The sequence below is a fragment of the Pseudomonas sp. BN414 genome (genome assembly GCF_029871275.1).
GTDB classification, from domain to species: Bacteria; Pseudomonadota; Gammaproteobacteria; order Pseudomonadales; family Pseudomonadaceae; genus Metapseudomonas; species Metapseudomonas resinovorans_C.
In genome coordinates this window covers 196,209-214,616 of sequence record NZ_SSOL01000074.1, presented here as the reverse complement: position 1 = coordinate 214,616, position 18,408 = coordinate 196,209, and the positions used below count along the sequence as shown (strand labels likewise).

Annotated in this window: 21 protein-coding genes and 3 tRNA genes; 12 read left to right on the top strand and 12 right to left on the bottom strand. The window is 62.9% G+C overall.

Annotated elements, in window-relative coordinates; all coding sequences use genetic code 11:
• Positions 1-11: 11 nt before the first annotated feature.
• From can to E8E95_RS22445, 3 genes are read left to right on the top strand one after another with little or no spacing between them, the layout of a single operon-like run.
• Positions 12-656, top strand: coding sequence for a carbonate dehydratase (gene can / locus E8E95_RS22455; protein WP_179060534.1), 645 nt, complete (start codon positions 12-14; stop codon positions 654-656).
• Between the two features lie 3 nt (positions 657-659).
• A complete protein-coding gene (locus E8E95_RS22450) occupies positions 660-1,571 on the top strand; it encodes a DMT family transporter (protein WP_280353995.1) in 912 nt (303 codons plus the stop codon).
• Between the two features lie 4 nt (positions 1,572-1,575).
• Positions 1,576-2,574, top strand: a complete 999-nt coding sequence (locus E8E95_RS22445; protein ID WP_280353993.1) for an isocitrate/isopropylmalate family dehydrogenase — start codon at positions 1,576-1,578, stop codon at positions 2,572-2,574.
• A 50-nt stretch (positions 2,575-2,624) separates the two neighbouring features.
• On the opposite strand, the gene E8E95_RS22440 is transcribed toward E8E95_RS22445, so the two are convergent.
• Positions 2,625-2,852, bottom strand: coding sequence for a hypothetical protein (locus tag E8E95_RS22440; RefSeq protein WP_280353991.1), 228 nt, complete (start codon positions 2,850-2,852; stop codon positions 2,625-2,627).
• A gap of 300 nt (positions 2,853-3,152) precedes the next feature.
• Here E8E95_RS22440 and E8E95_RS22435 point away from each other — a divergent pair, with 300 nt between their 5' ends.
• Genes E8E95_RS22435 through E8E95_RS22425 form a run of 3 tightly spaced genes read left to right on the top strand, consistent with a single transcriptional unit; the run spans position 3,153 to position 4,078 of the window.
• Complete coding sequence (locus E8E95_RS22435; protein WP_280353990.1) at positions 3,153-3,431, top strand: type II toxin-antitoxin system RelE/ParE family toxin; 279 nt, start codon at positions 3,153-3,155, stop codon at positions 3,429-3,431.
• Between the two features lie 12 nt (positions 3,432-3,443).
• Positions 3,444-3,749 carry a HigA family addiction module antitoxin gene (locus tag E8E95_RS22430; RefSeq protein ID WP_280353988.1) on the top strand — a complete coding sequence of 102 codons (306 nt, stop codon included), beginning with the start codon at positions 3,444-3,446 and terminating at the stop codon, positions 3,747-3,749.
• 38 nt (positions 3,750-3,787) lie between these two features.
• Positions 3,788-4,078 (top strand): excalibur calcium-binding domain-containing protein, encoded by a 291-nt coding sequence (locus tag E8E95_RS22425; RefSeq protein WP_280353987.1) that lies wholly within the window; start codon positions 3,788-3,790, stop codon positions 4,076-4,078.
• An 88-nt stretch (positions 4,079-4,166) separates the two neighbouring features.
• Here the strand turns inward: E8E95_RS22425 and E8E95_RS22420 are convergent.
• The 10 genes from E8E95_RS22420 to E8E95_RS22375 all read right to left on the bottom strand — a co-directional run bounded on the left by E8E95_RS22420 (position 4,167) and on the right by E8E95_RS22375 (position 11,392).
• Positions 4,167-4,243: transfer RNA gene (locus E8E95_RS22420), tRNA-Met, on the bottom strand.
• Between the two features lie 213 nt (positions 4,244-4,456).
• Positions 4,457-5,557: a redox-regulated ATPase YchF gene (gene ychF, locus E8E95_RS22415; RefSeq protein WP_179060527.1), complete on the bottom strand. Its 1,101-nt coding sequence runs from the start codon at positions 5,555-5,557 to the stop codon at positions 4,457-4,459.
• 26 nt (positions 5,558-5,583) lie between these two features.
• Positions 5,584-6,168 (bottom strand): aminoacyl-tRNA hydrolase, encoded by a 585-nt coding sequence (pth, locus tag E8E95_RS22410; protein WP_077524268.1) that lies wholly within the window; start codon positions 6,166-6,168, stop codon positions 5,584-5,586.
• Between the two features lie 38 nt (positions 6,169-6,206).
• Positions 6,207-6,809, bottom strand: a complete 603-nt coding sequence (locus E8E95_RS22405) for a 50S ribosomal protein L25/general stress protein Ctc (protein ID WP_280353986.1) — start codon at positions 6,807-6,809, stop codon at positions 6,207-6,209.
• Positions 6,810-6,917: 108 nt separating this feature from the next.
• The gene (locus E8E95_RS22400) at positions 6,918-7,859 is read right to left on the bottom strand and encodes a ribose-phosphate pyrophosphokinase (RefSeq protein WP_028629917.1); all 942 of its coding nucleotides are present in this window, start codon (positions 7,857-7,859) and stop codon (positions 6,918-6,920) included.
• Positions 7,860-7,945: 86 nt separating this feature from the next.
• Positions 7,946-8,020: transfer RNA gene (locus tag E8E95_RS22395), tRNA-Gln, on the bottom strand.
• A gap of 60 nt (positions 8,021-8,080) precedes the next feature.
• Positions 8,081-8,155: transfer RNA gene (locus E8E95_RS22390), tRNA-Gln, on the bottom strand.
• Positions 8,156-8,187: 32 nt separating this feature from the next.
• Positions 8,188-9,039 (bottom strand): 4-(cytidine 5'-diphospho)-2-C-methyl-D-erythritol kinase, encoded by an 852-nt coding sequence (gene ispE / locus E8E95_RS22385; RefSeq protein ID WP_280353985.1) that lies wholly within the window; start codon positions 9,037-9,039, stop codon positions 8,188-8,190.
• 1 nt (position 9,040) lies between these two features.
• Positions 9,041-9,658, bottom strand: a complete 618-nt coding sequence (lolB, locus tag E8E95_RS22380) for a lipoprotein insertase outer membrane protein LolB (protein ID WP_280353983.1) — start codon at positions 9,656-9,658, stop codon at positions 9,041-9,043.
• A gap of 3 nt (positions 9,659-9,661) precedes the next feature.
• Positions 9,662-11,392, bottom strand: coding sequence for a tetratricopeptide repeat protein (locus tag E8E95_RS22375; protein ID WP_280353981.1), 1,731 nt, complete (start codon positions 11,390-11,392; stop codon positions 9,662-9,664).
• 185 nt (positions 11,393-11,577) lie between these two features.
• Between E8E95_RS22375 and hemA the strand changes: the two genes are divergently transcribed.
• The 6 genes from hemA to E8E95_RS22345 all read left to right on the top strand — a co-directional run bounded on the left by hemA (position 11,578) and on the right by E8E95_RS22345 (position 16,915).
• Positions 11,578-12,852 (top strand): glutamyl-tRNA reductase, encoded by a 1,275-nt coding sequence (gene hemA / locus E8E95_RS22370; RefSeq protein WP_280353979.1) that lies wholly within the window; start codon positions 11,578-11,580, stop codon positions 12,850-12,852.
• On the top strand, positions 12,849-13,931 hold the full coding sequence (gene prfA / locus E8E95_RS22365) for a peptide chain release factor 1 (RefSeq protein WP_077524274.1): 1,083 nt from the start codon (positions 12,849-12,851) through the stop codon (positions 13,929-13,931). The genes hemA and prfA overlap by 4 nt, the downstream gene beginning before the upstream one ends.
• Before the next feature lies 1 nt (position 13,932).
• Positions 13,933-14,763, top strand: coding sequence for a peptide chain release factor N(5)-glutamine methyltransferase (prmC, locus tag E8E95_RS22360; RefSeq protein ID WP_280353978.1), 831 nt, complete (start codon positions 13,933-13,935; stop codon positions 14,761-14,763).
• The gene (locus E8E95_RS22355) at positions 14,757-15,512 is read left to right on the top strand and encodes a molybdopterin-synthase adenylyltransferase MoeB (protein WP_280353976.1); all 756 of its coding nucleotides are present in this window, start codon (positions 14,757-14,759) and stop codon (positions 15,510-15,512) included. The genes prmC and E8E95_RS22355 overlap by 7 nt, the downstream gene beginning before the upstream one ends.
• Positions 15,505-16,296 (top strand): glutamate racemase, encoded by a 792-nt coding sequence (gene murI / locus E8E95_RS22350; RefSeq protein WP_280353974.1) that lies wholly within the window; start codon positions 15,505-15,507, stop codon positions 16,294-16,296. The genes E8E95_RS22355 and murI overlap by 8 nt, the downstream gene beginning before the upstream one ends.
• A gap of 103 nt (positions 16,297-16,399) precedes the next feature.
• A complete protein-coding gene (locus E8E95_RS22345; RefSeq protein WP_280353973.1) occupies positions 16,400-16,915 on the top strand; it encodes an acyloxyacyl hydrolase in 516 nt (171 codons plus the stop codon).
• Between the two features lie 61 nt (positions 16,916-16,976).
• Here E8E95_RS22345 and phrB read toward each other — a convergent pair whose 3' ends face one another.
• Positions 16,977-18,407, bottom strand: coding sequence for a deoxyribodipyrimidine photo-lyase (phrB, locus tag E8E95_RS22340; protein WP_280353971.1), 1,431 nt, complete (start codon positions 18,405-18,407; stop codon positions 16,977-16,979).
• Position 18,408 lies beyond the last annotated feature (1 nt).

Sequence of the window (18,408 nt, the reverse complement as noted above, 5' to 3'; positions counted from 1 at the left end):
GGAGAAGACGCATGAGCGACCTGCAACAGCTGATCGACAACAACGCGCGCTGGGCCGAGAAGATCAAACAGCAAGACCCGGACTTCTTTGCCAAGCTGGCCAAGCAGCAGGTGCCGGAATACCTCTGGATCGGCTGCTCGGATGCCCGCGTACCGGCCAACGAAATCGTCGGCATGCTGCCCGGCGACCTCTTCGTTCACCGCAACGTGGCCAACGTCGTGCTGCACACCGACCTCAACTGCCTGTCGGTCATCCAGTACGCCGTGGACGTGCTCAAAGTGCGGCACATCCTGGTCACTGGCCACTACGGCTGCGGTGGCGTCCGCGCCGCCATGCGTGACACCCAGTACGGCCTGATCGATGGCTGGCTGCGTACCATCCGCGACCTCTACTACGACCAACGCGAGCACCTCGCCACCTTCGCCACCGAAGAGGAGCGCGTCGACCGCCTCTGCGAGCTGAACGTCATCCAACAGGTGGCCAACGTCAGCCACACCACCATCGTCCAGAACGCCTGGCATCGTGGCCAGGAGCTCTCCGTCCACGGCTGCATCTATGGCATCAAGGACGGCATCTGGAAGAACCTCAACGTCACCGTCAGCGGCATGGAACAACTGCCGCCGCAGTACCGCCTGCGCCCACTCGGACAGAACTGAACCATGACGCAATACAACAGCCGGGCCGTTGGCCTGGCCTGGCTCGGCCTGCTCGTGGCCAGCGTATTCTGGGCGGGCAACGCGCTGGTAGCCCGCGCCTTCCACGATGCCATTCCACCCTTCACCCTGGCCTTCTGGCGTTGGACGCTGGCGCTGGCCATCCTGCTGCCCTTCGTTGCACGGCCCATGTGGGAGCATCGCAGCGCGCTGCGTCATGCCGGCTGGCGCCTGCTGGTAGTCGCCGTCCTGGGGATCAGCACCTACAGCGTGCTGCTCTACTTGGCGGCGCGCACTACCGTGGCCATCAACCTCACCCTGCTCAATACCTGCCTGCCGCTGGCCACCTTCATCGGGGCTGGTGTGTTGCTCAATGAATGGCCGCCCCGGCGCGCCTGGCTGGGAATGGCGGTAGCGACCAGCGGGCTGCTGGTGCTGATCGCCCAGGGTCGCCTGGCGCAATTGGCCGCGCTGTCGTTCAACCCGGGCGACCTCATCATGCTGCTTGCCGTAGTGGACTGGGCCCTCTACACCTTGCTGCTGCGCCGCTGGAACCACTATTTCAAGCTTCCACCGCTGGTGTTGCTGGGAGCGCTGGTGGGATGCGGGGTGCCTGTGCTGCTGCCGTTCTACCTGCTGGAGCTGGCCAGCGGGCAGCGCTTCGAACTGTCTGTCGAAAACTTCGCCGCCATTGGCTACACAGGTGTCTGCGCCTCTCTCCTGGCCTATCTTTTGTGGAATCAGGGTATTCGCGTACTGGGTGTGGCCAAGGCCGTGCTCACCAACTACCTGATGCCGGTGTTCACCGCGCTGCTCGGCTACCTGCTGTTGGGCGAGGGCCTGCAGGCCTACCATTGGCTAGGTGGGGCGATGATCTTCTCCGGCCTGTTGTTGGCGACGCGCCCCTCGCTGAGGTGAGCCCATGCACAAACTAGTCGTCATCCCCGGGGATGGCATCGGACACGAAGTGGTGCCGGTGGCGGTCGAACTGCTGGAGAAACTCCTTCCGGACCTCCAAGCCGTCGAAGCGGAGGCCGGCTGGAGCTGCTTCCAGCGCCACGGCAATGCGGTTCCCGAGGCCACCTTCCAGGCGATGCGTGACTGCGGCGCCGGTATTTTCGGTGCGGTCTCCTCTCCCACGGGCCAGCGTGTGCCCGGTTACCGCAGCGCCATCCTGCAACTGCGCCAAGGTCTGAAACTCAACACCAACCTACGCCCAGTGCGCAGTTGGCCCTGCGTCTCGCCCCGGCCGGGCGTCGACCTGGTGATCCTCCGGGAGAACAGCGAAGGCCTCTACAGCGGCCGCGAGCATTGGGAATCCGAAGGCGTCGCCATCGCCGAACGGGTTATCAGCCGCGATGCCACCGAAGCCCTGGCCCGCCGCGCACTGGAAGTAGCCAAGGCCCGCAAGGCAAGGCGCATCACCCTGGTCCACAAAACCAACGTCCTACCCGTGACCTGCGGCCTGTTCCGTGACACCTGCCGCGAAGTGCTGGAAGGGGAGGGTTGGGCCGCCGAACTCGACGAACGCCTGGTCGACCTCGCCGCGCTGCAACTGGTGGAACAGCCCGAAGCCTTCGACCTGATCGTCACCAGCAACCTTTTCGGCGACATCCTCTCCGACCTTGCCTGCCACTGGAGCGGTGGCCTCGGCCTGGCGCCTTCCCTCAACTGGGGCAACGGCATCGCCCTGGCTGAACCCGTCCACGGCAGCGCTCCCGACATCGTCGGCAGCGGCCGCGCCAACCCCATTGCCGCCATCCTCAGCGCGGCTCTGCTACTGCGCTACCACTGGCAGAAGCCCGCCCTGGCCAATCGCCTGGAAACCGCTGTGGAAAACTTCCTGCGCGAAGAAGGCAAGGCAGACTTCGGTTTCGACACCACCCGGGTAGTAGGGCAGGGCATTCTGGCTGCACTCTAGGGTTTTTGTTCCCACAAAAAAGAAAACCCCGCCAAAGCAGGGTTCCACATTCACCCGGAATCAATTTCCGGTGGCCCAGGCAGAGCCTTCTCTACCAGAACCAACATCCGTTTAGGCGCCCGAACCTCGAGCCGCGCCGAGCCATTCACGACCGGCCCAACCACAATCTCGATCCCCTCCGCCTTCAACATCTCCATCAACGCTGATTCGCTGACTCCTTCCAGCACCCTCAGCGTAAGCACGTCACCTTCCCTGCGTTCGCCAACATGAATCTGCATGTGGATTGCCTCGCATGGACGACCGCGCAAGGTCATCACGAAGCGTGAGAGCAGTCTATGCAGACTAGAGCGAATCGGATTGCTCCTACGGAGGTGTTCGTGGGGGCTGACGTTGATTGGCCTCTCGGCAGCAGATCCTCGGTCACTCTTCGAGTGCGATGATGACGTGCGCACCTATCGCCAGATCACTTGGCGTTGGCACTGAGGCTTTCACCTTTCGCGCAGAGTCGGCATTCGGTGGTGGCACAACGCGGATGCGTGGGTTAGCATTGTTTAACGCTTAACGTTAAGGATTAAAGCGTGATTTTGAGCTTTCGATGTCAGGAAACTCGAACTCTGTTTGAAACGGGTGATTCGCGGCGCTGGAGAAACTTCCTGAACGTCGCAACTCGAAAGCTGGTGATGCTCAATGCAGCCACTGAGCTTCGAGACTTGCGGTCCCCACCAGGCAATCGGCTGGAGCAGTTGTCTGGGAACAGGGCTGGGCAGTACAGCATCAGGATCAACGATCAGTGGCGTATTTGCTTCGAGTGGACCGAGGCAGGCCCTGCAAACGTTGAGATAGTCGATTACCACTGAGGAGGAGGCACCATGGCGATCAATGGCATGCGGCCCATTCATCCTGGAGAGATTCTGCGGGAAGAGTTCCTGGAGCCGCTGGACATCACACCGGCTGCACTCGCTCGTGCGCTGCACGTGTCCGCGCCAACCGTGAACGACATCGTACGTGAGCGTCGCGGGATCACTGCTGACATGGCCCTCCGGCTGGGTCGCTACTTCGACACCACCGCCCAGTTCTGGATGAACCTACAGACTGAGTACGCTTTGGCGACTACTTACGCTTCGACTGGCGAAGAGATCGAGCACGAGATAGAACCGCTGCGAGCGGTTGGATAGGCTAGTTCACACACCACACGGAAGTTCAAAGCCCTCATATGAAGAAACTCATCCTCATAGTCGCTGTCGGTTTCGCTGCGTGGCAGTTCTACTTCAAGCACCAGGATCGTCAGACAATCACTGATTACGATAGTGATTCCGCACATTCTAGCTTTGCCGCCCAGCCGTCTGCGCCCGCGCTTGCTCGTACCTATTCGTGTGATGGGCGGATCTACTGCTCGCAGATGAGCTCATGCGAAGAGGCGACTTACTTCCTGCAGCATTGCCCTGGAGTGAAGATGGACGGGAATAACGATGGTGTGCCGTGTGAGCAGCAGTGGTGCAACTGAGGGGGGATGTAGACAGGGTGTAGTCGATTTGTAGTCACTACCCCCAGAAAGCACAAAGGGCTAGCTTTCGCTAACCCTTTGTTTTGTATGGTGGCTACACCGGGACTTGAACCTGGGACATCAGCATTATGAATGCTGCGCTCTAACCGACTGAGCTATGTAGCCGAGTGGCGCGCATTTTCCGTATCTCTTGGGGGGCTGTCAACCCCTTCGCTTAGATAATTTTGTGATCTTTCAAGCGTTTAGGCGGTGAAAGGATTTTCAGGAAGGCGTGGGGGCATTCGGCGGGATGGGGGAGGGGGGAGTGATGGGTTTCGCTTCGTTCTACGCCATCCTACGAAAGCAAAAAGCCCCGGAGGTCCGGGGCTTTTTTGTGGATCAGACGTTGAAGCGGAAGTGCATCACGTCGCCGTCCTTGACGATGTATTCCTTGCCTTCCAGGCGCCATTTGCCGGCTTCCTTGGCACCGTTTTCACCCTTGTACTGTATGAAGTCGTCATAGGCGACCACTTCGGCGCGGATGAAGCCTTTTTCGAAGTCGGTGTGGATAACCGCGGCCGCCTGCGGGGCGGTGGCGCCGACGCGGACGGTCCAGGCGCGAACTTCCTTCACGCCAGCGGTGAAGTAGGTCTGCAGGTTGAGCAGGTCGTAGCCGGCGCGGATCACGCGGTTCAGGCCGGGCTCTTCGAGGCCGAGGGCTTCGAGGAACATGTCCTTCTCTTCGCCGTCATCGAGTTCGGCGATTTCGGCTTCGATCTTGTTGCATACCGGCACCACGATCGCGCCTTCTTCTTCGGCGATGGCCCGGACCACATCCAGGTGCGGGTTGTTGTCGAAGCCGTCTTCGGCAACGTTGGCGATGTACATCACCGGTTTGCTGGTGAGCAGGTGGAAGCCACGAACCAGGCGCTTCTCGTCGTCACCCAGGTTCTTCAGCAGGGAGCGCGCCGGCTTGCCTTCGCTGAAGTGGGGAATGAGTTTTTCCAGCAGGGCTTTCTGCGCCAGGGCGTCCTTGTCGCCACCCTTGGCGTTACGGGCAACCTTCTGCAGTTGCTTCTCGCAGCTGTCGAGGTCGGCGAAGATCAGTTCGAGGTCGATGATCTCGATGTCGCGCTTGGGGTCGACGCTGTTGGAGACGTGGATGACGTTCTCGTCTTCGAAGCAGCGCACCACGTGGGCGATGGCGTCGGTTTCGCGGATGTTGGCGAGGAACTTGTTGCCCAGGCCTTCACCTTTCGACGCGCCCGCTACCAGGCCGGCGATGTCGACGAATTCCATGGTGGTGGGGATCACGCGCTCGGGCTTGACGATCTCGGCCAGGGCGTTGAGGCGCATGTCGGGCATCGGCACGATGCCGCTGTTCGGCTCGATGGTGCAGAAGGGGAAGTTCTCCGCTGCGATGCCGGACTTGGTCAGGGCGTTGAACAGGGTGGACTTGCCGACGTTGGGCAGGCCGACGATGCCGCAATTGAATCCCATGGAATGTGCCTCTGCGCGGAGTGGGTTCAGGCCTTGCGACTGTGCAGCTTCTGCATGGCGCGGGTGAGGTCACCGGCGAGCAGTTCTGGCATCACGTCGAGGGCGAAATCGATGCTGGTGTCGAGCAGTTCCTGTTCGCTGCGCGGGGCGCGGCTGAGTACGAAACCGGATACCAGGCTGCTGTGCCCCGGATGGCCGATGCCAAGCCGCAGGCGATGGAACGAATTCTGGTTACCGAGCTGGGCGATGATGTCGCGCAACCCGTTGTGGCCGCCGTGGCCGCCGCCGGTCTTGAGCTTGGCGACTCCAGGGGGCATGTCGAGTTCGTCGTGGGCCACCAGGATGGCTTCGGGAGGAATGCGGAAGAACCCGGCCAATGCCGCTACGGACTGGCCGCTGCGGTTCATGTAGGTGGTGGGGATCAGCAGACGAACGTCGCGACCTTGATGGGAAAATTTCCCGACCAGGCCGAAATATTTCTTGTCGAGGCTCAGGTTGACGCGTTCGCGGTCGGCCAGGCGCTCAACGAAAAGGGCCCCTGCGTTATGCCGGGTCTGGTCGTATTCGGGGCCTGGATTACCCAGGCCGACGATCAGTTGAATGGCAGTCACTACAGGGGCCCTTTATCAGGCTGACGCAGAGTAAGAAATTACTCGGCTTCGCCTTCTTCCTTCACCACGCGGGAAGCATGGATGTTGGCAACTGCCAGGTCGTTGCCGTGGGCCAGGGCCACCAGCTCGACGCCTTTCGGCAGGGTCAGGTCGGACAGGTGAACGGTCTGACCTACTTCGACCTTGGCCAGGTCAACTTCGATGAACTCCGGCAGGTCTTTCGGCAGGCAGGAGACTTCGACTTCAGCGATGGTGTGGGAAACTTCGCCGCCGCCTTGCTTCACGCCAACGGAGGTAGCTTCGTTGATGAAGTGCAGGGGTACGTGGGCGGTCAGTTTCTGGCCGGCAACTACGCGCTGGAAGTCAGCGTGCAGTACGAAGCCTTTGGCCGGGTGACGCTGCAGGGCCTTGATCAGAACGGATTCGGTAGCACCGGCAACGTTCAGGGCGATCACGTGGCTGAAAGCAGCTTCGTTTTCCAGCAGCTTGGCCAGGTCTTTGGCCAGCAGGCTTACGGATACCGGGGCTTTCTCACCGCCGTAGATTACAGCGGGAACCAGGTTGGCATTACGACGCAGGCGGCGGCTCGCACCTTTCCCCAGGTCGGAACGCGCTTCGGCATTCAGGGCGAAATCAGTCATTACAGTTCTCCAAAATAACCAAAACGCCCGTAATGCTTGCGACCAGCATCCGGGCGGTTGGGCAAAAAGCCCCGCCTGAGCGGGGCGCGTTTCGTCAGGGATGGCCGCTTAGCGGAACATCGCGCTGATCGATTCCTCATTACTGATGCGGCGAACCGCTTCAGCCACAACCGGCGCGATATCCAACTGACGGATACGCGAGCAGGCTTGTGCCGCGGCGGACAGGGGGATGGTGTTGGTCACCACCAGCTCGTCCAGCACGGAGTTTTCAATGTTCTCGATGGCACGGCCAGACAGCACCGGGTGGGTGCAGTAGGCGTAGACCTTGGCAGCGCCGTGGTCCTTCAGGGCCTTGGCAGCGTGGCCGAGGGTGCCGGCGGTGTCGACCATGTCGTCGACCAGCACGCAGGTGCGGCCTTCGACATCGCCGATGATGTGCATGACTTCGGACTGGTTGGCCTTCGGACGACGCTTGTCGATGATCGCAAGGTCAACGCCGAGGGACTTGGCCACGGCACGGGCACGAACCACGCCGCCGATGTCCGGGGAAACGATCATCAGGTTCTCGAAGCGCTGGTCTTCGATGTCATCGACCAGGACCGGGGAGCCGTAGATGTTGTCCACCGGAATGTCGAAGAAGCCCTGAATCTGGTCGGCGTGCAGATCGACGGTGAGTACACGGTCGATGCCGACGACGGTCAGCATGTCAGCCACTACCTTGGCGCTGATGGCCACGCGGGCGGAACGCGGACGGCGATCCTGGCGGGCATAGCCGAAGTAGGGGATGACCGCAGTGATGCGGGAAGCCGAGGAACGGCGGAAGGCGTCAGCCATCACCACCAGTTCCATCAGGTTATCGTTGGTCGGTGCGCAAGTCGGCTGGATCAGGAAGACGTCCTTGCCGCGGACGTTTTCATTGATTTCAGCACTGATTTCGCCATCGGAGAATTTGCCTACGGAGGCATCACCGAGGGGAATATGCAGTTGACGTACGACGCGACGCGCCAGATCGGGGTTGGCATTCCCCGTGAAGACCATCATCTTGGACACGCGCAGTACCTGCCGGCTGAGGGTAGACCTGATGAATCAAAAAGCCGTTCAAAGGCCGTGGGCTTTTGAACAGCTTTTCAAGTGTATGGCAGGGGCGGCTGGATTCGAACCAACGCATGGCAGGATCAAAACCTGCTGCCTTACCGCTTGGCGACGCCCCTATGTGTGCAACTCGCTATGCAGGATATTCGTTTCGTTGTGCGCATAACCCGGTGGGTTAATGGCAGGGGCGGCTGGATTCGAACCAACGCATGGCAGGATCAAAACCTGCTGCCTTACCGCTTGGCGACGCCCCTGTATCGTACAACCGAATGCCTTGCATTCCTTCTCAAGCCATACCTTGAAGCTTGCGGTGCAACATGGAGATGTTGCGGCCTTGGGCGACAAAGCTCGGCAGAGTGGCCGGAAGTTGGCGGCGAACTTTATCAGCATCGCCTTTGTTTGGGAAGCTCCCAAACACACAAGCTCCAGTGCCGGTCAATCTAGCTGAAGTGAATTTATTCAACAAGATCAGCGCGTTACGTACATCTGGGTAACGCTTCTCGACCACCGGCTGGCAGTCGTTACGACCGCCCCCCTCAAGAAGGCTGCGAACTTTAATGGGCGGCGAATTCCGTGTCAACTCAGGATCGGAGAAAACTTCTGCTGTGCTGACAAAGACTTGCGGTACAGCGACGAGGAACCACGGCTCTGGGAGTTCAACCGGCGTCAGCTGCTCGCCGACGCCTTCAGCGAAGGCCGCGCGACCGCGCACGAAGACCGGCACATCGGCGCCGAGGGCAAGTCCCAGGGAGGCGAGTCGATCTTCGCTCCAGTCCAGGTTCCACAGGCGATCGAGGGCGAGCAGGGTGGTCGCGGCGTCGGAGCTGCCGCCACCGATCCCGCCGCCCATGGGCAAGCGTTTCTCCAGCCAGATGTCCGCGCCGAATCGACAGCCCGACTCGGCCTGGAGCTTGCGCGCCGCGCGGACGATCAGGTTGCTGTCATGGGGAACGCCAGGCACGTCGGTTCGCAGGTGGATTTCACCATCGTCGCGCAAGGCGAAGCCCAGTTCGTCGCCGTGATCGAGAAACTGGAAGAGGGTCTGCAGCTCGTGATATCCGTCGGCCCGGCGGCCGAGGATGTGCAGCATCAGGTTGAGCTTGGCCGGTGCCGGCAGGACGAGTTGCGCATCCTGCATGTCACTGACCGAGCTGGCGCGGCTGCCAGTCCTTGATCACGAGGGTGACGTCGAGGTTCTCGCCGCTGAGTTTGATGCGCTCGGGCAGGGTGTAGCCGTTCTGCTCGACATAGCTCAGGTATTGCACCTTCCAGCCATCCTGCTCGAGGCGGGCAAGGCGGCTATCACCGTCCAGCGTCAGGCGGCTGCGGCTGTCCGGTGCGGGCAGGCCGCGTACCCACCAGAGCAGGTGGGAAACGGGCAGACGCCAGCCGAGTTGTTCTTCCAGTAGCGCCTCGGGGGATTCAGCCTGGTAGCGGCCCTGGTTGGCCACTTCCAGCTCGATATTGCCCGGGCGGCCAGTCAGACGGGCCGCGCCGCGACCCAGCGGGCCGGACAGGCGAATGTCGTAATAGTCCTGGCGCTGCAGCCAGAACAGGGTGCCGCTGCCGGAATCCTTGGGTGCACGGATGCCGACCTTGCCGCTGATCTGCCAGCCATCGAGGGTGCTGACTTGTTCCTTGTGAGCTTTCCAGGTGGCCTGGTTACCCTGGCCTTCGAGGGTTTCGCGCGGGGCGAGGGCGGAGCAGCCGGTGAGCAGGACTAGCGCACCGACGGCCAGGAGATTACGTAAACGCATGGATCAGAGGTTTCCGGAGCCAGTCAGGCGTTGCAGGGTGTCACGGAGGATGGCGCTGTCGGGCTGCTTCTGCAGGGCATCTGCCCAGACCTTACGGGCTTCGACCTGTTTGCCCTGGGCCCAGAGCACTTCGCCGAGGTGGGCAGCCACTTCGTGGTCGGGGAACTCCTGCAGTGCCTGACGCAGCAGTCGTTCGGCTTCCGAGAGGTTGCCCATGCGGTAATTCACCCAGCCGAGGCTGTCGAGGATCGCGGGGTCCTCCGGATTCAGCTTGTGGGCCTGTTCCACCAGCTTCCTGGCTTCGTCGTAGCGCGTGGTGCGGTCGGCGAGGGTGTAGCCAAGGGCGTTCAGCGCCATGGCGTTTTCCGGCTCGCGTTCGATGATGAAGCGCAGGTCCTTTTCCAGTTGGGCCAGGTCGTTGCGTTTCTCGGCCAGCATCGCGCGGGTGTAGAGAAGGTTGAGGTCGTCCGGGAACTGCTGCAGACCCTGGTGGATGACCTTCCAGGCGCGCTCCGGCTGTTGGCGCTCGGTCAGGCTCTCGGCTTCGATCAGGTAAAGCTGGATGGCGTAATCAGGCTGGGCATCGCGCGCCTTGGCCAGGCGGGCCTCGGCTTCATCGGCGCGGCCGCTTTCGAGGAGGATTTCCACCTGACGCACCTGCGCTGGCAGGTAGTCGTTGCCGGGGCCGACCAACGCGTACTCGATCAGAGCACTTTCCTTGTCGCCGCGCTTTTCATAGACCTGGCCCAGGTTGAAATGGGCGGAATCGACGTGGCTACCGCGCTCCACCAGCTCTTCCAGATAGACCTGGGCTTCGTCCCAGGCTTCGCCTTCCAGACAGACCAGTGCCAGCGAGTAGCGGAGGTCGTCGTCGTCGGGGAACTGCTGTACCAGGCCGGCAAACTCGGATTTGGCTTCGTCCAGGCGGTCCTGCTCCACCAGCATGCGGGCGTATGTCAGGCGCAGGCGCTTGTCGTCCGGGTGCTGCTTGATGGCTTTCTGCAGCAGCGGCAGGGCTTCATCGCCACGCTTGAGGCTTTGCAGCAGGCGCGCGCGGAGCAGGATCGGGGCGATTTCCTTGTCGTTGGCGGGGACGCCTTCGAGCAGGGTAAGGGCTTCTTCGGTGCGACCGTCCTGTTGCAGCAGCACGGCCTTGCCGAACACCAGCTGGCTGTTGTCGGGGTGCTTGGCCAGCAGGCGGTCGAAGCTCTGCAGCAGGCCGGCGCGGGTATCGGCGTCGGTTTCCGCGGCGGAGAGTGCGAGGAAGTCGAAGTGGGTGTCGCCCTGGCCCTGGAGCACTTTCTCCATATAGGCCATGGCTTCGTCGTAGCGTCCGGCGCGGGCCAGCTGCACGGCAGCGGCGCGCTGGGCGTCGAGGTTGTCAGGGGCGCTCTTGGCCCAGATCAGCGCGGTATCCAGGGCTGCCTGGTCGGCACCCAGGTATTCGGCGATGCGGAAGGCGCGCTCGGCCACAGCAGGATCCTGCGTGGCATTGGCCTGTTGCACATAGTTGCCGAGGGCGATATCGAAGCGATTGCGCTGCCCGGCCAGTTCGGCGGCGAGCAGTGCATAGAGGGTTTCGCGGTTGAACGAGCCATAGACCTCGGGCTTGGCGGGCGCGGAGGCCTGGTTGCCTTCCTCGACCGGGGGAGTGCCGTCCGGGGACTTGTGGGTCAAGCTCTGACAGCCGCCGAGGAACAGCAAGGCGGTCAGCAACGCGAGGGATCTATTCATATAGGAAGGAGGGGGCTAACCAGCGAGTGGCCCATCATGACACAAGCCGTCAGGCTAGCACATGGGGCGGGGGCCGACCTGCGGCGGGCAAAACCTGTGCGGGCAGACAATTATCGGCAGTGGTTGTCGTCGTTCGGGTGAAGTAGGACAATTGCGCGCCCTCCCGATTCAGTTAGCGACCCTGCATGGCCTTCATTGCTCTTGGTATCAACCACAAGACCGCCTCGGTGGACGTCCGCGAACGCGTGGCCTTCACCCCCGAGCAGCTGGTGGAGGCCCTGCAGCAGCTGTGTCGCATCACGCCCAGCCGTGAGGCGGCCATCCTCTCCACCTGCAACCGCAGTGAGCTCTACCTGGAGCAGGATCACCCGAGCACCGATGAAGTACTCGCCTGGCTGGCCGGCTATCACAACCTCCGCCTGGAAGAGTTGCGCGCCTGCGCCTACGTGCACCAGGACGATGACGCTGTTCGCCACATGATGCGGGTGGCCTCCGGGTTGGATTCCATGGTCCTCGGCGAGCCCCAGATCCTCGGCCAGATGAAGTCCGCCTACGCCGTTGCGCGCGAGGCCGGCACCGTCGGCCCGTTGCTTGGCCGTCTATTCCAGGCGACCTTCAGTACTGCCAAGACAGTGCGTACCGATACCGCCATTGGCGAGAACCCGGTTTCCGTGGCCTTCGCTGCCGTCAGCCTGGCCAAGCAGATTTTCTCCGACCTGCACCGCAGCCAGGCGCTGCTGATCGGCGCGGGCGAAACCATCACCCTGGTCGCCCGCCATCTGCATGAGCAGGGCGTGAAGCGCATCGTCGTCGCCAACCGGACCCTGGAGCGCGCCAGCATCCTCGCCGAAGAGTTCGGTGCCCATGCGGTGCTGCTGGCCGACATGCCCCAGGAACTGGTCAACAGCGACATCGTCATCAGTTCCACCGCCAGCCAGCTGCCGATCCTCGGCAAGGGTGCGGTGGAGCGCGCGCTGAAGCAGCGCCGGCACAAGCCGATCTTCATGGTCGATATCGCCGTGCCGCGCGACATCGAGCCGGAAGTGGGCGAGCTGGACGATGTCTACCTCTATACCGTGGACGACCTGCACGAGGTGGTCGCGGAGAACCTCAAGAGCCGCCAGGGCGCCGCCCAGGCCGCGGAAGAGCTGGTGGGCGCCGGAGTCGAGGACTTCATGCAGCGCCTGCGCGAGCTGGCCGCAGTCGACGTGCTGCGTGCCTACCGCCAGCAGGCCGAGCGTCTGCGTGATGAGGAAGTGGCCAAGGCCCAGCGCCTGCTGCAGAACGGCACCTCGGCCGAGGAAGTGATGGCGCAACTTGCCCGCGGCCTCACCAACAAGCTGCTGCACGCCCCCAGCGTGCAGCTGAAGAAACTCTCCGCCGATGGCCGCTTCGACGCGCTGGTCGTGGCCCAGGAACTCTTCGCCCTCGACGAGGGCTCGGATAAACGTTCGCAATGAAAGCTTCCCTGCTGAACAAGCTCGACCTCCTCCAGGACCGTTACGAGGAACTCACCGCCCTGCTCGGCGATGCCGAAGTCATCACTGACCAGGGCAAGTTCCGTGCTTACTCCAAGGAGTTCGCCGAGGTCGAGCCGGTGATCCTCGCCTTCCGCGAGTTCCGCAAGGTTCAGGGGGACCTCGAGGGCGCCCAGGCGCTGCTCAAGGACAGCGACCCGGACCTGCGCGAGATGGCCGAAGAAGAAGTGGGCCAGGCTCGAGAGCAGTTGGTGGAACTGGAAGACCGCCTCCAGCGCATGCTGCTGCCGAAGGACCCCAATGACGGCCGCAACGTCTTCCTGGAAATTCGTGCCGGCACGGGCGGTGACGAGGCGGCGATCTTCTCCGGCGACCTGTTCCGCATGTATTCCCGTTATGCCGAGCGCCAGGGTTGGCGTGTCGAGATCCTCTCCGAGAACGAAGGGGAGCACGGCGGATACAAGGAAGTGATTGCCCGCGTCGAAGGCGAGAACGTATACGCCAAGCTCAAGTTCGAGTCCGGCGCGCATCGCGTGCAGCGGGTGCCGGAAACCGAATCCCAGGGCCGCATCCATACCTCCGCCTGCACCGTGGCCGTGTTGCCCGAGCCGGACGAGCAGGCCGCCATCGAGATCAACGCCGCCGATCTGCGTGTCGATACCTATCGCGCTTCCGGCGCCGGTGGCCAGCACGTGAACAAGACTGACTCGGCGGTGCGCATCACCCACATCCCGTCGGGCATCGTCGTCGAGTGCCAGGAAGAACGTTCCCAGCACAAGAACCGCGCCAAGGCCATGGCCTGGCTGGCGGCCAAGCTGAATGACCAGCAGGAAGCCGCAGCCCACAAGGAAATGTCCGATACCCGCCGTTTGCTGGTGGGCTCCGGCGACCGCTCCGAACGTATCCGCACCTACAACTATCCGCAGGGCCGGGTCACCGACCATCGCATCAACCTCACGCTCTATGCGCTGGACGACGTCATGGCTGGTAGCGTCGAGGCCGTGATCGAGCCGCTGCTCGCCGAATACCAGGCTGACCAGCTGGCAGCCCTGGGAGACTGACGTGACCATCATCGCCAGCCTCCTCGGCGAAGCCCGCCTGCCGGACTCGCCCACCCCGCGCCTGGACGCCGAACTGCTGCTGTCCGCCGCCCTCGGCAAGCCGCGCAGCTTCCTGCACACCTGGCCGGAGCGCGTTGTTTCCAGCGAAGTGGCCGAACGCTACGCCAGCTTCCTGGAGCGTCGCCGCACCGGTGAACCGGTCGCCTACATCCTTGGCCACCAGGGCTTCTGGAGCCTGGACCTGGAAGTGGCCCCGGATACCCTGATTCCGCGCGCGGACACCGAATTGCTGGTGGAAACCGCCCTGGCAGTACTGCCAGCGAGCCCGGCCGAGGTACTCGACCTGGGCACCGGGACTGGCGCCATCGCCCTTGCGCTGGCGTGCGAACGCCTGGGCTGGAAGGTCACCGGGGTCGATCGCATTTCCGCCGCCGTTGAGCTGGCCGAGCGCAACCGTGCGCGGCTTCGCCTGAACAACGCCCGCTTTGTCGAGAGCCACTGGTTCTCCGCCCTGGGTGAGCAACGATTCGCACTGATCGTCAGCAACCCGCCCTACATTCGCGCCCAGGACCCGCATCTGGTCCAGGGCGATGTGCGCTTCGAACCCTCCAGCGCCCTGGTGGCCGGAGCGGATGGCCTGGACGACATTCGCCGGATCATCGCCGATGCACCGCGGCACCTGCTGCCGGGTGGCTGGCTGCTGCTGGAACACGGTTACGACCAGGCTCCAGCTGTGCGCGACCTGCTTGCTCAGCAGGGCTTCCAGCAGGTGGAGAGCCGCCGCGACCTGGGCGGTCATGAACGTATTTCCTTGGGGCAATGGCCATGCTGAGTGACCAGGAACTCCTTCGCTACAGCCGGCAGATCCTCCTGCCGCAGATCGACATCGATGGTCAGCTGCGTCTGAAGCAGGGCCGTGTCCTGATCGTCGGTCTCGGCGGTCTGGGCTCGCCGGTTTCCCTCTACCTGGCCGCTGCCGGCGTGGGTGAGCTGCATCTTGCGGACTTCGACAGCGTCGACCTGACCAACCTGCAACGGCAGATCGTCCACGACAGCAACAGTGTCGGGCAGAGCAAGGTCGACTCGGCCATGGCCCGGCTTGCCGCGCTGAACCCAGAAGTCCGTCTGGTGCCGCATAGCCGCGCGCTGGACGTGGACTCCCTGGCCGCGGCAGTCGCCGCCGTCGACGTGGTCCTGGATTGCACCGACAATTTCGGTACCCGCGAAGCAGTCAACGCGGCGTGCGTGGCTGCGGGCAAGCCATTGGTGTCCGGCGCCGCCATCCGTCTCGAAGGCCAGCTTTCGGTTTTCGACCCTCGTCGCGACGACAGTCCCTGCTACCACTGCCTCTACGGCCATGGCAGCGAAGCCGAACTGACCTGCAGCGAAGCCGGCGTGGTCGGCCCGCTGGTTGGACTGGTGGGCAGCCTGCAGGCCCTGGAAGCGCTGAAGCTGATCGCCGGCTTCGGAGAACCCATGGTCGGCCGCCTGTTGTTGGTGGACGCCCTGGGTAGTCGCTTCCGGGAGCTGCGAGTGAAACGCGACCCAGCCTGCGAAGTCTGTGGAGTGCGGCATGCCTGAGGCGGCGGTTGGGGTCTTCGACTCAGGCGTCGGCGGCCTTTCCGTACTCCGGGAAATCCGCACGTTGCTGCCCCGCGAATCCCTTCTCTACGTAGCGGACAGTGGTCACGTGCCCTACGGCGAGAAAAGCGCCGACTTCATCCGCGAGCGCAGCCACCGTATTGCCGAGTTCCTGCTCGACCAGGGTGCCAAGGCGCTGGTGCTGGCCTGCAACACAGCCACTGTGGCCGCTGTGGCCGACCTGCGGGAACGTTATCCACAGCTGCCTATCGTCGGCATGGAGCCGGCAGTGAAGCCGGCTGCGGCAGCGACGCGCAGCGGCGTGGTAGGGGTGCTGGCGACCACCGGCACGCTGAAGAGCGCCAAGTTCGCGGCATTGCTGGATCGGTTCGCGGGCGATGTGCGCGTCATTACCCAGCCCTGTCCGGGACTGGTCGAGCGCATCGAGGCTGGCGACTTGAAGGGGCCGGAAACGCGCGCCCTTCTGAAGGCCTACGTCGAGCCGCTGCTGGCCGAGGGTAGCGATACCTTGATCCTCGGTTGTACTCACTACCCCTTCCTGCGCCCCTTGCTGCGCGAGATGGTGCCGGACTCGGTCAGCCTGATCGATACCGGCGCGGCGGTCGCCCGGCAGTTGCAGCGGCTGCTCGAGGCACGTGGCCTGTTGGCCGAAGGTGAGGCCGAAAATTGCCGTTTCTGGTCCAGCGGCGATCCATCGGCGATGCAGGAAATCCTGCCGATACTCTGGGGCGAATCCGTCCATGTGGACAAGTTTCCGGATTGATACAAAAGTCCGTTAGATGTCTTTCCCCGATTAAAAAGCTATCTATAATCGCGGTCAGATATTACGAATTTTCTGCCTGCACTTCAGAAAAAGGATTGGTTTCATGAAGAAGCTTTTCTGCTGGGCCGCCGCTGCAACCATTTCCCTCGGCCAAGTCGTATCCGCCCAGGCTGCGGACGTTTCCCTGGACATCGGCCAGACTGGCGAATCCACCATGGTGTATCGCCTGGGGACCCAGTTCGACTTCTCCAGCAGTTGGTTTCAGACCAATGTAGGGCGTCTGACCGGTTACTGGGATGCCGCCTACACCTACTGGGAAGGTGATGAGACCTCCAGCAACAACAGCCTGTCCTTCACTCCGGTGTTCGTTTACGAGTTCGCTGGTGAAACCGTGAAGCCTTACATCGAGGCCGGTATCGGCGCGGCCGTGTTCTCCGATACCGACCTGGAAGACAACGACTTGGGTTCCTCCTTCCAGTTCGAAGACCGCATCGGCTTGGGCCTGCGCTTCGCCAACCAGGAAGTCGGCGTGCGCGCCATGCACTACTCCAACGCTGGCATCAAGCAGCCGAACGATGGCGTGGAGACCTACACCCTGCACTATCGCCTGTCCTTCTGAGGCGATACCGGCAGTACGGAAAACCGGGCCAAGCGCCCGGTTTTTTATTGGCCGCGACTCTTCAAACGGTGCGTTCCGAAAGGTTCCGGAATGCCGCCAGTGCCCGATCGCGGCTGGCATCGAGGTCCACCAGTGGCAAGGGATACCCCGTCACGCCGTACAAGCCACCCAGCCCGGCCGGGTTGTGGATATCGCGCCTGTCCAGATGGGCGAGTTCCGGTAACCACTGACGCAGGAAGCGGCCGTCCGGGTCGAACTTCTGCGACTGGTTGATGGGGTTGAAAATGCGGAAGTAGGGCGCCGCGTCGGTGCCGGTCGAGGCGCTCCACTGCCATCCGCCGTTGTTCGCCGCGAGGTCGCCGTCGATCAGGTGGCGCATGAACCAGCGCTCGCCTTCGCGCCAGTCGATCAGCAGGTTCTTGGTGAGGAACATGGCCACCACCATGCGCAGGCGGTTGTGCATCCAGCCGGTGGCGAGCAACTGGCGCATCGCCGCGTCGACGATGGGAATCCCGGTGCGGCCCTGCTGCCAGGCTTCCAGTTCCTCCGGCGCTCGGCGCCAGTGCAGTGCTTCGGTTTCCTTGCGGAAAGGCCGGTGGCGGGAAACCCGTGGAAAGGCCACCAGGATGTGCTTGTAGAACTCGCGCCAGAGCAGCTCGTTGATCCAGCAGACGGCGCCGGGGTTGCCACTGTCGAACTCCCCGATGTTATTGCGCAGTGCCGCGTGCAGGCACTGGCGAGGCGAGAGCACACCGGCGGCGAGGTAAGGCGATATCTGGCTGGTACCGGCTGCCGCGGGGAAGTCACGGCGTTCCTCGTAGCACCAGAGCTCTTCCAGTGCGAAGGCATCCAGACGTTCGCGTGCGGCTTCTTCGCCAGCCGGCCAGAGCTGGCGCAGGCTTTCCGGAGGTACCGGGAAACCCTCCACCGAAGCCGGGAGCGTATCGCTGGGGATATCCAGCTCCTCTTGGGCAACAGGTGGCGGCAGGCAACTCGGTAGCGCGGTGTGCAGGCGCTGGTAGCAGACCTTGCGGAACTGGCTGAAGACCTGGAAGCAGGTGCCGGATTGGGTCAGCACGCTGCCGGGGCGGAACAGCAGCTGGTCGAGATGGCTGTGCAGGACGATATTGTCTGCCGCCAACAGATCGGCCACCTGGCGGTCGCGCCGGGCCTCGTTGATGCCGTATTCCTCGTTGACCTGCACCGAGCCGATGTCGAACTCGTGGCAGACCTCGCGCAGCACTTGCGGCGCTTCAGCCCAGGTGTCGGTATGGCGGATCAGCAGCGGCACGTTCAGGTGGTCCAGCGCCCAGGCCAGCTCAGCCAGGTTGCGCAGCCAGAAATCCACCTTGGCAGGGGCGTCGTCGTGGGCTCGCCACTGACCCGGACTGATGAGGTACAGCGCCAGTGTGGGGCCCGAGGTGAGGGCGGTTTGCAGGGCTGTGTTGTCTTGCACGCGCAGGTCGGTGCGGAACCAGATGAGCTGGCGCATG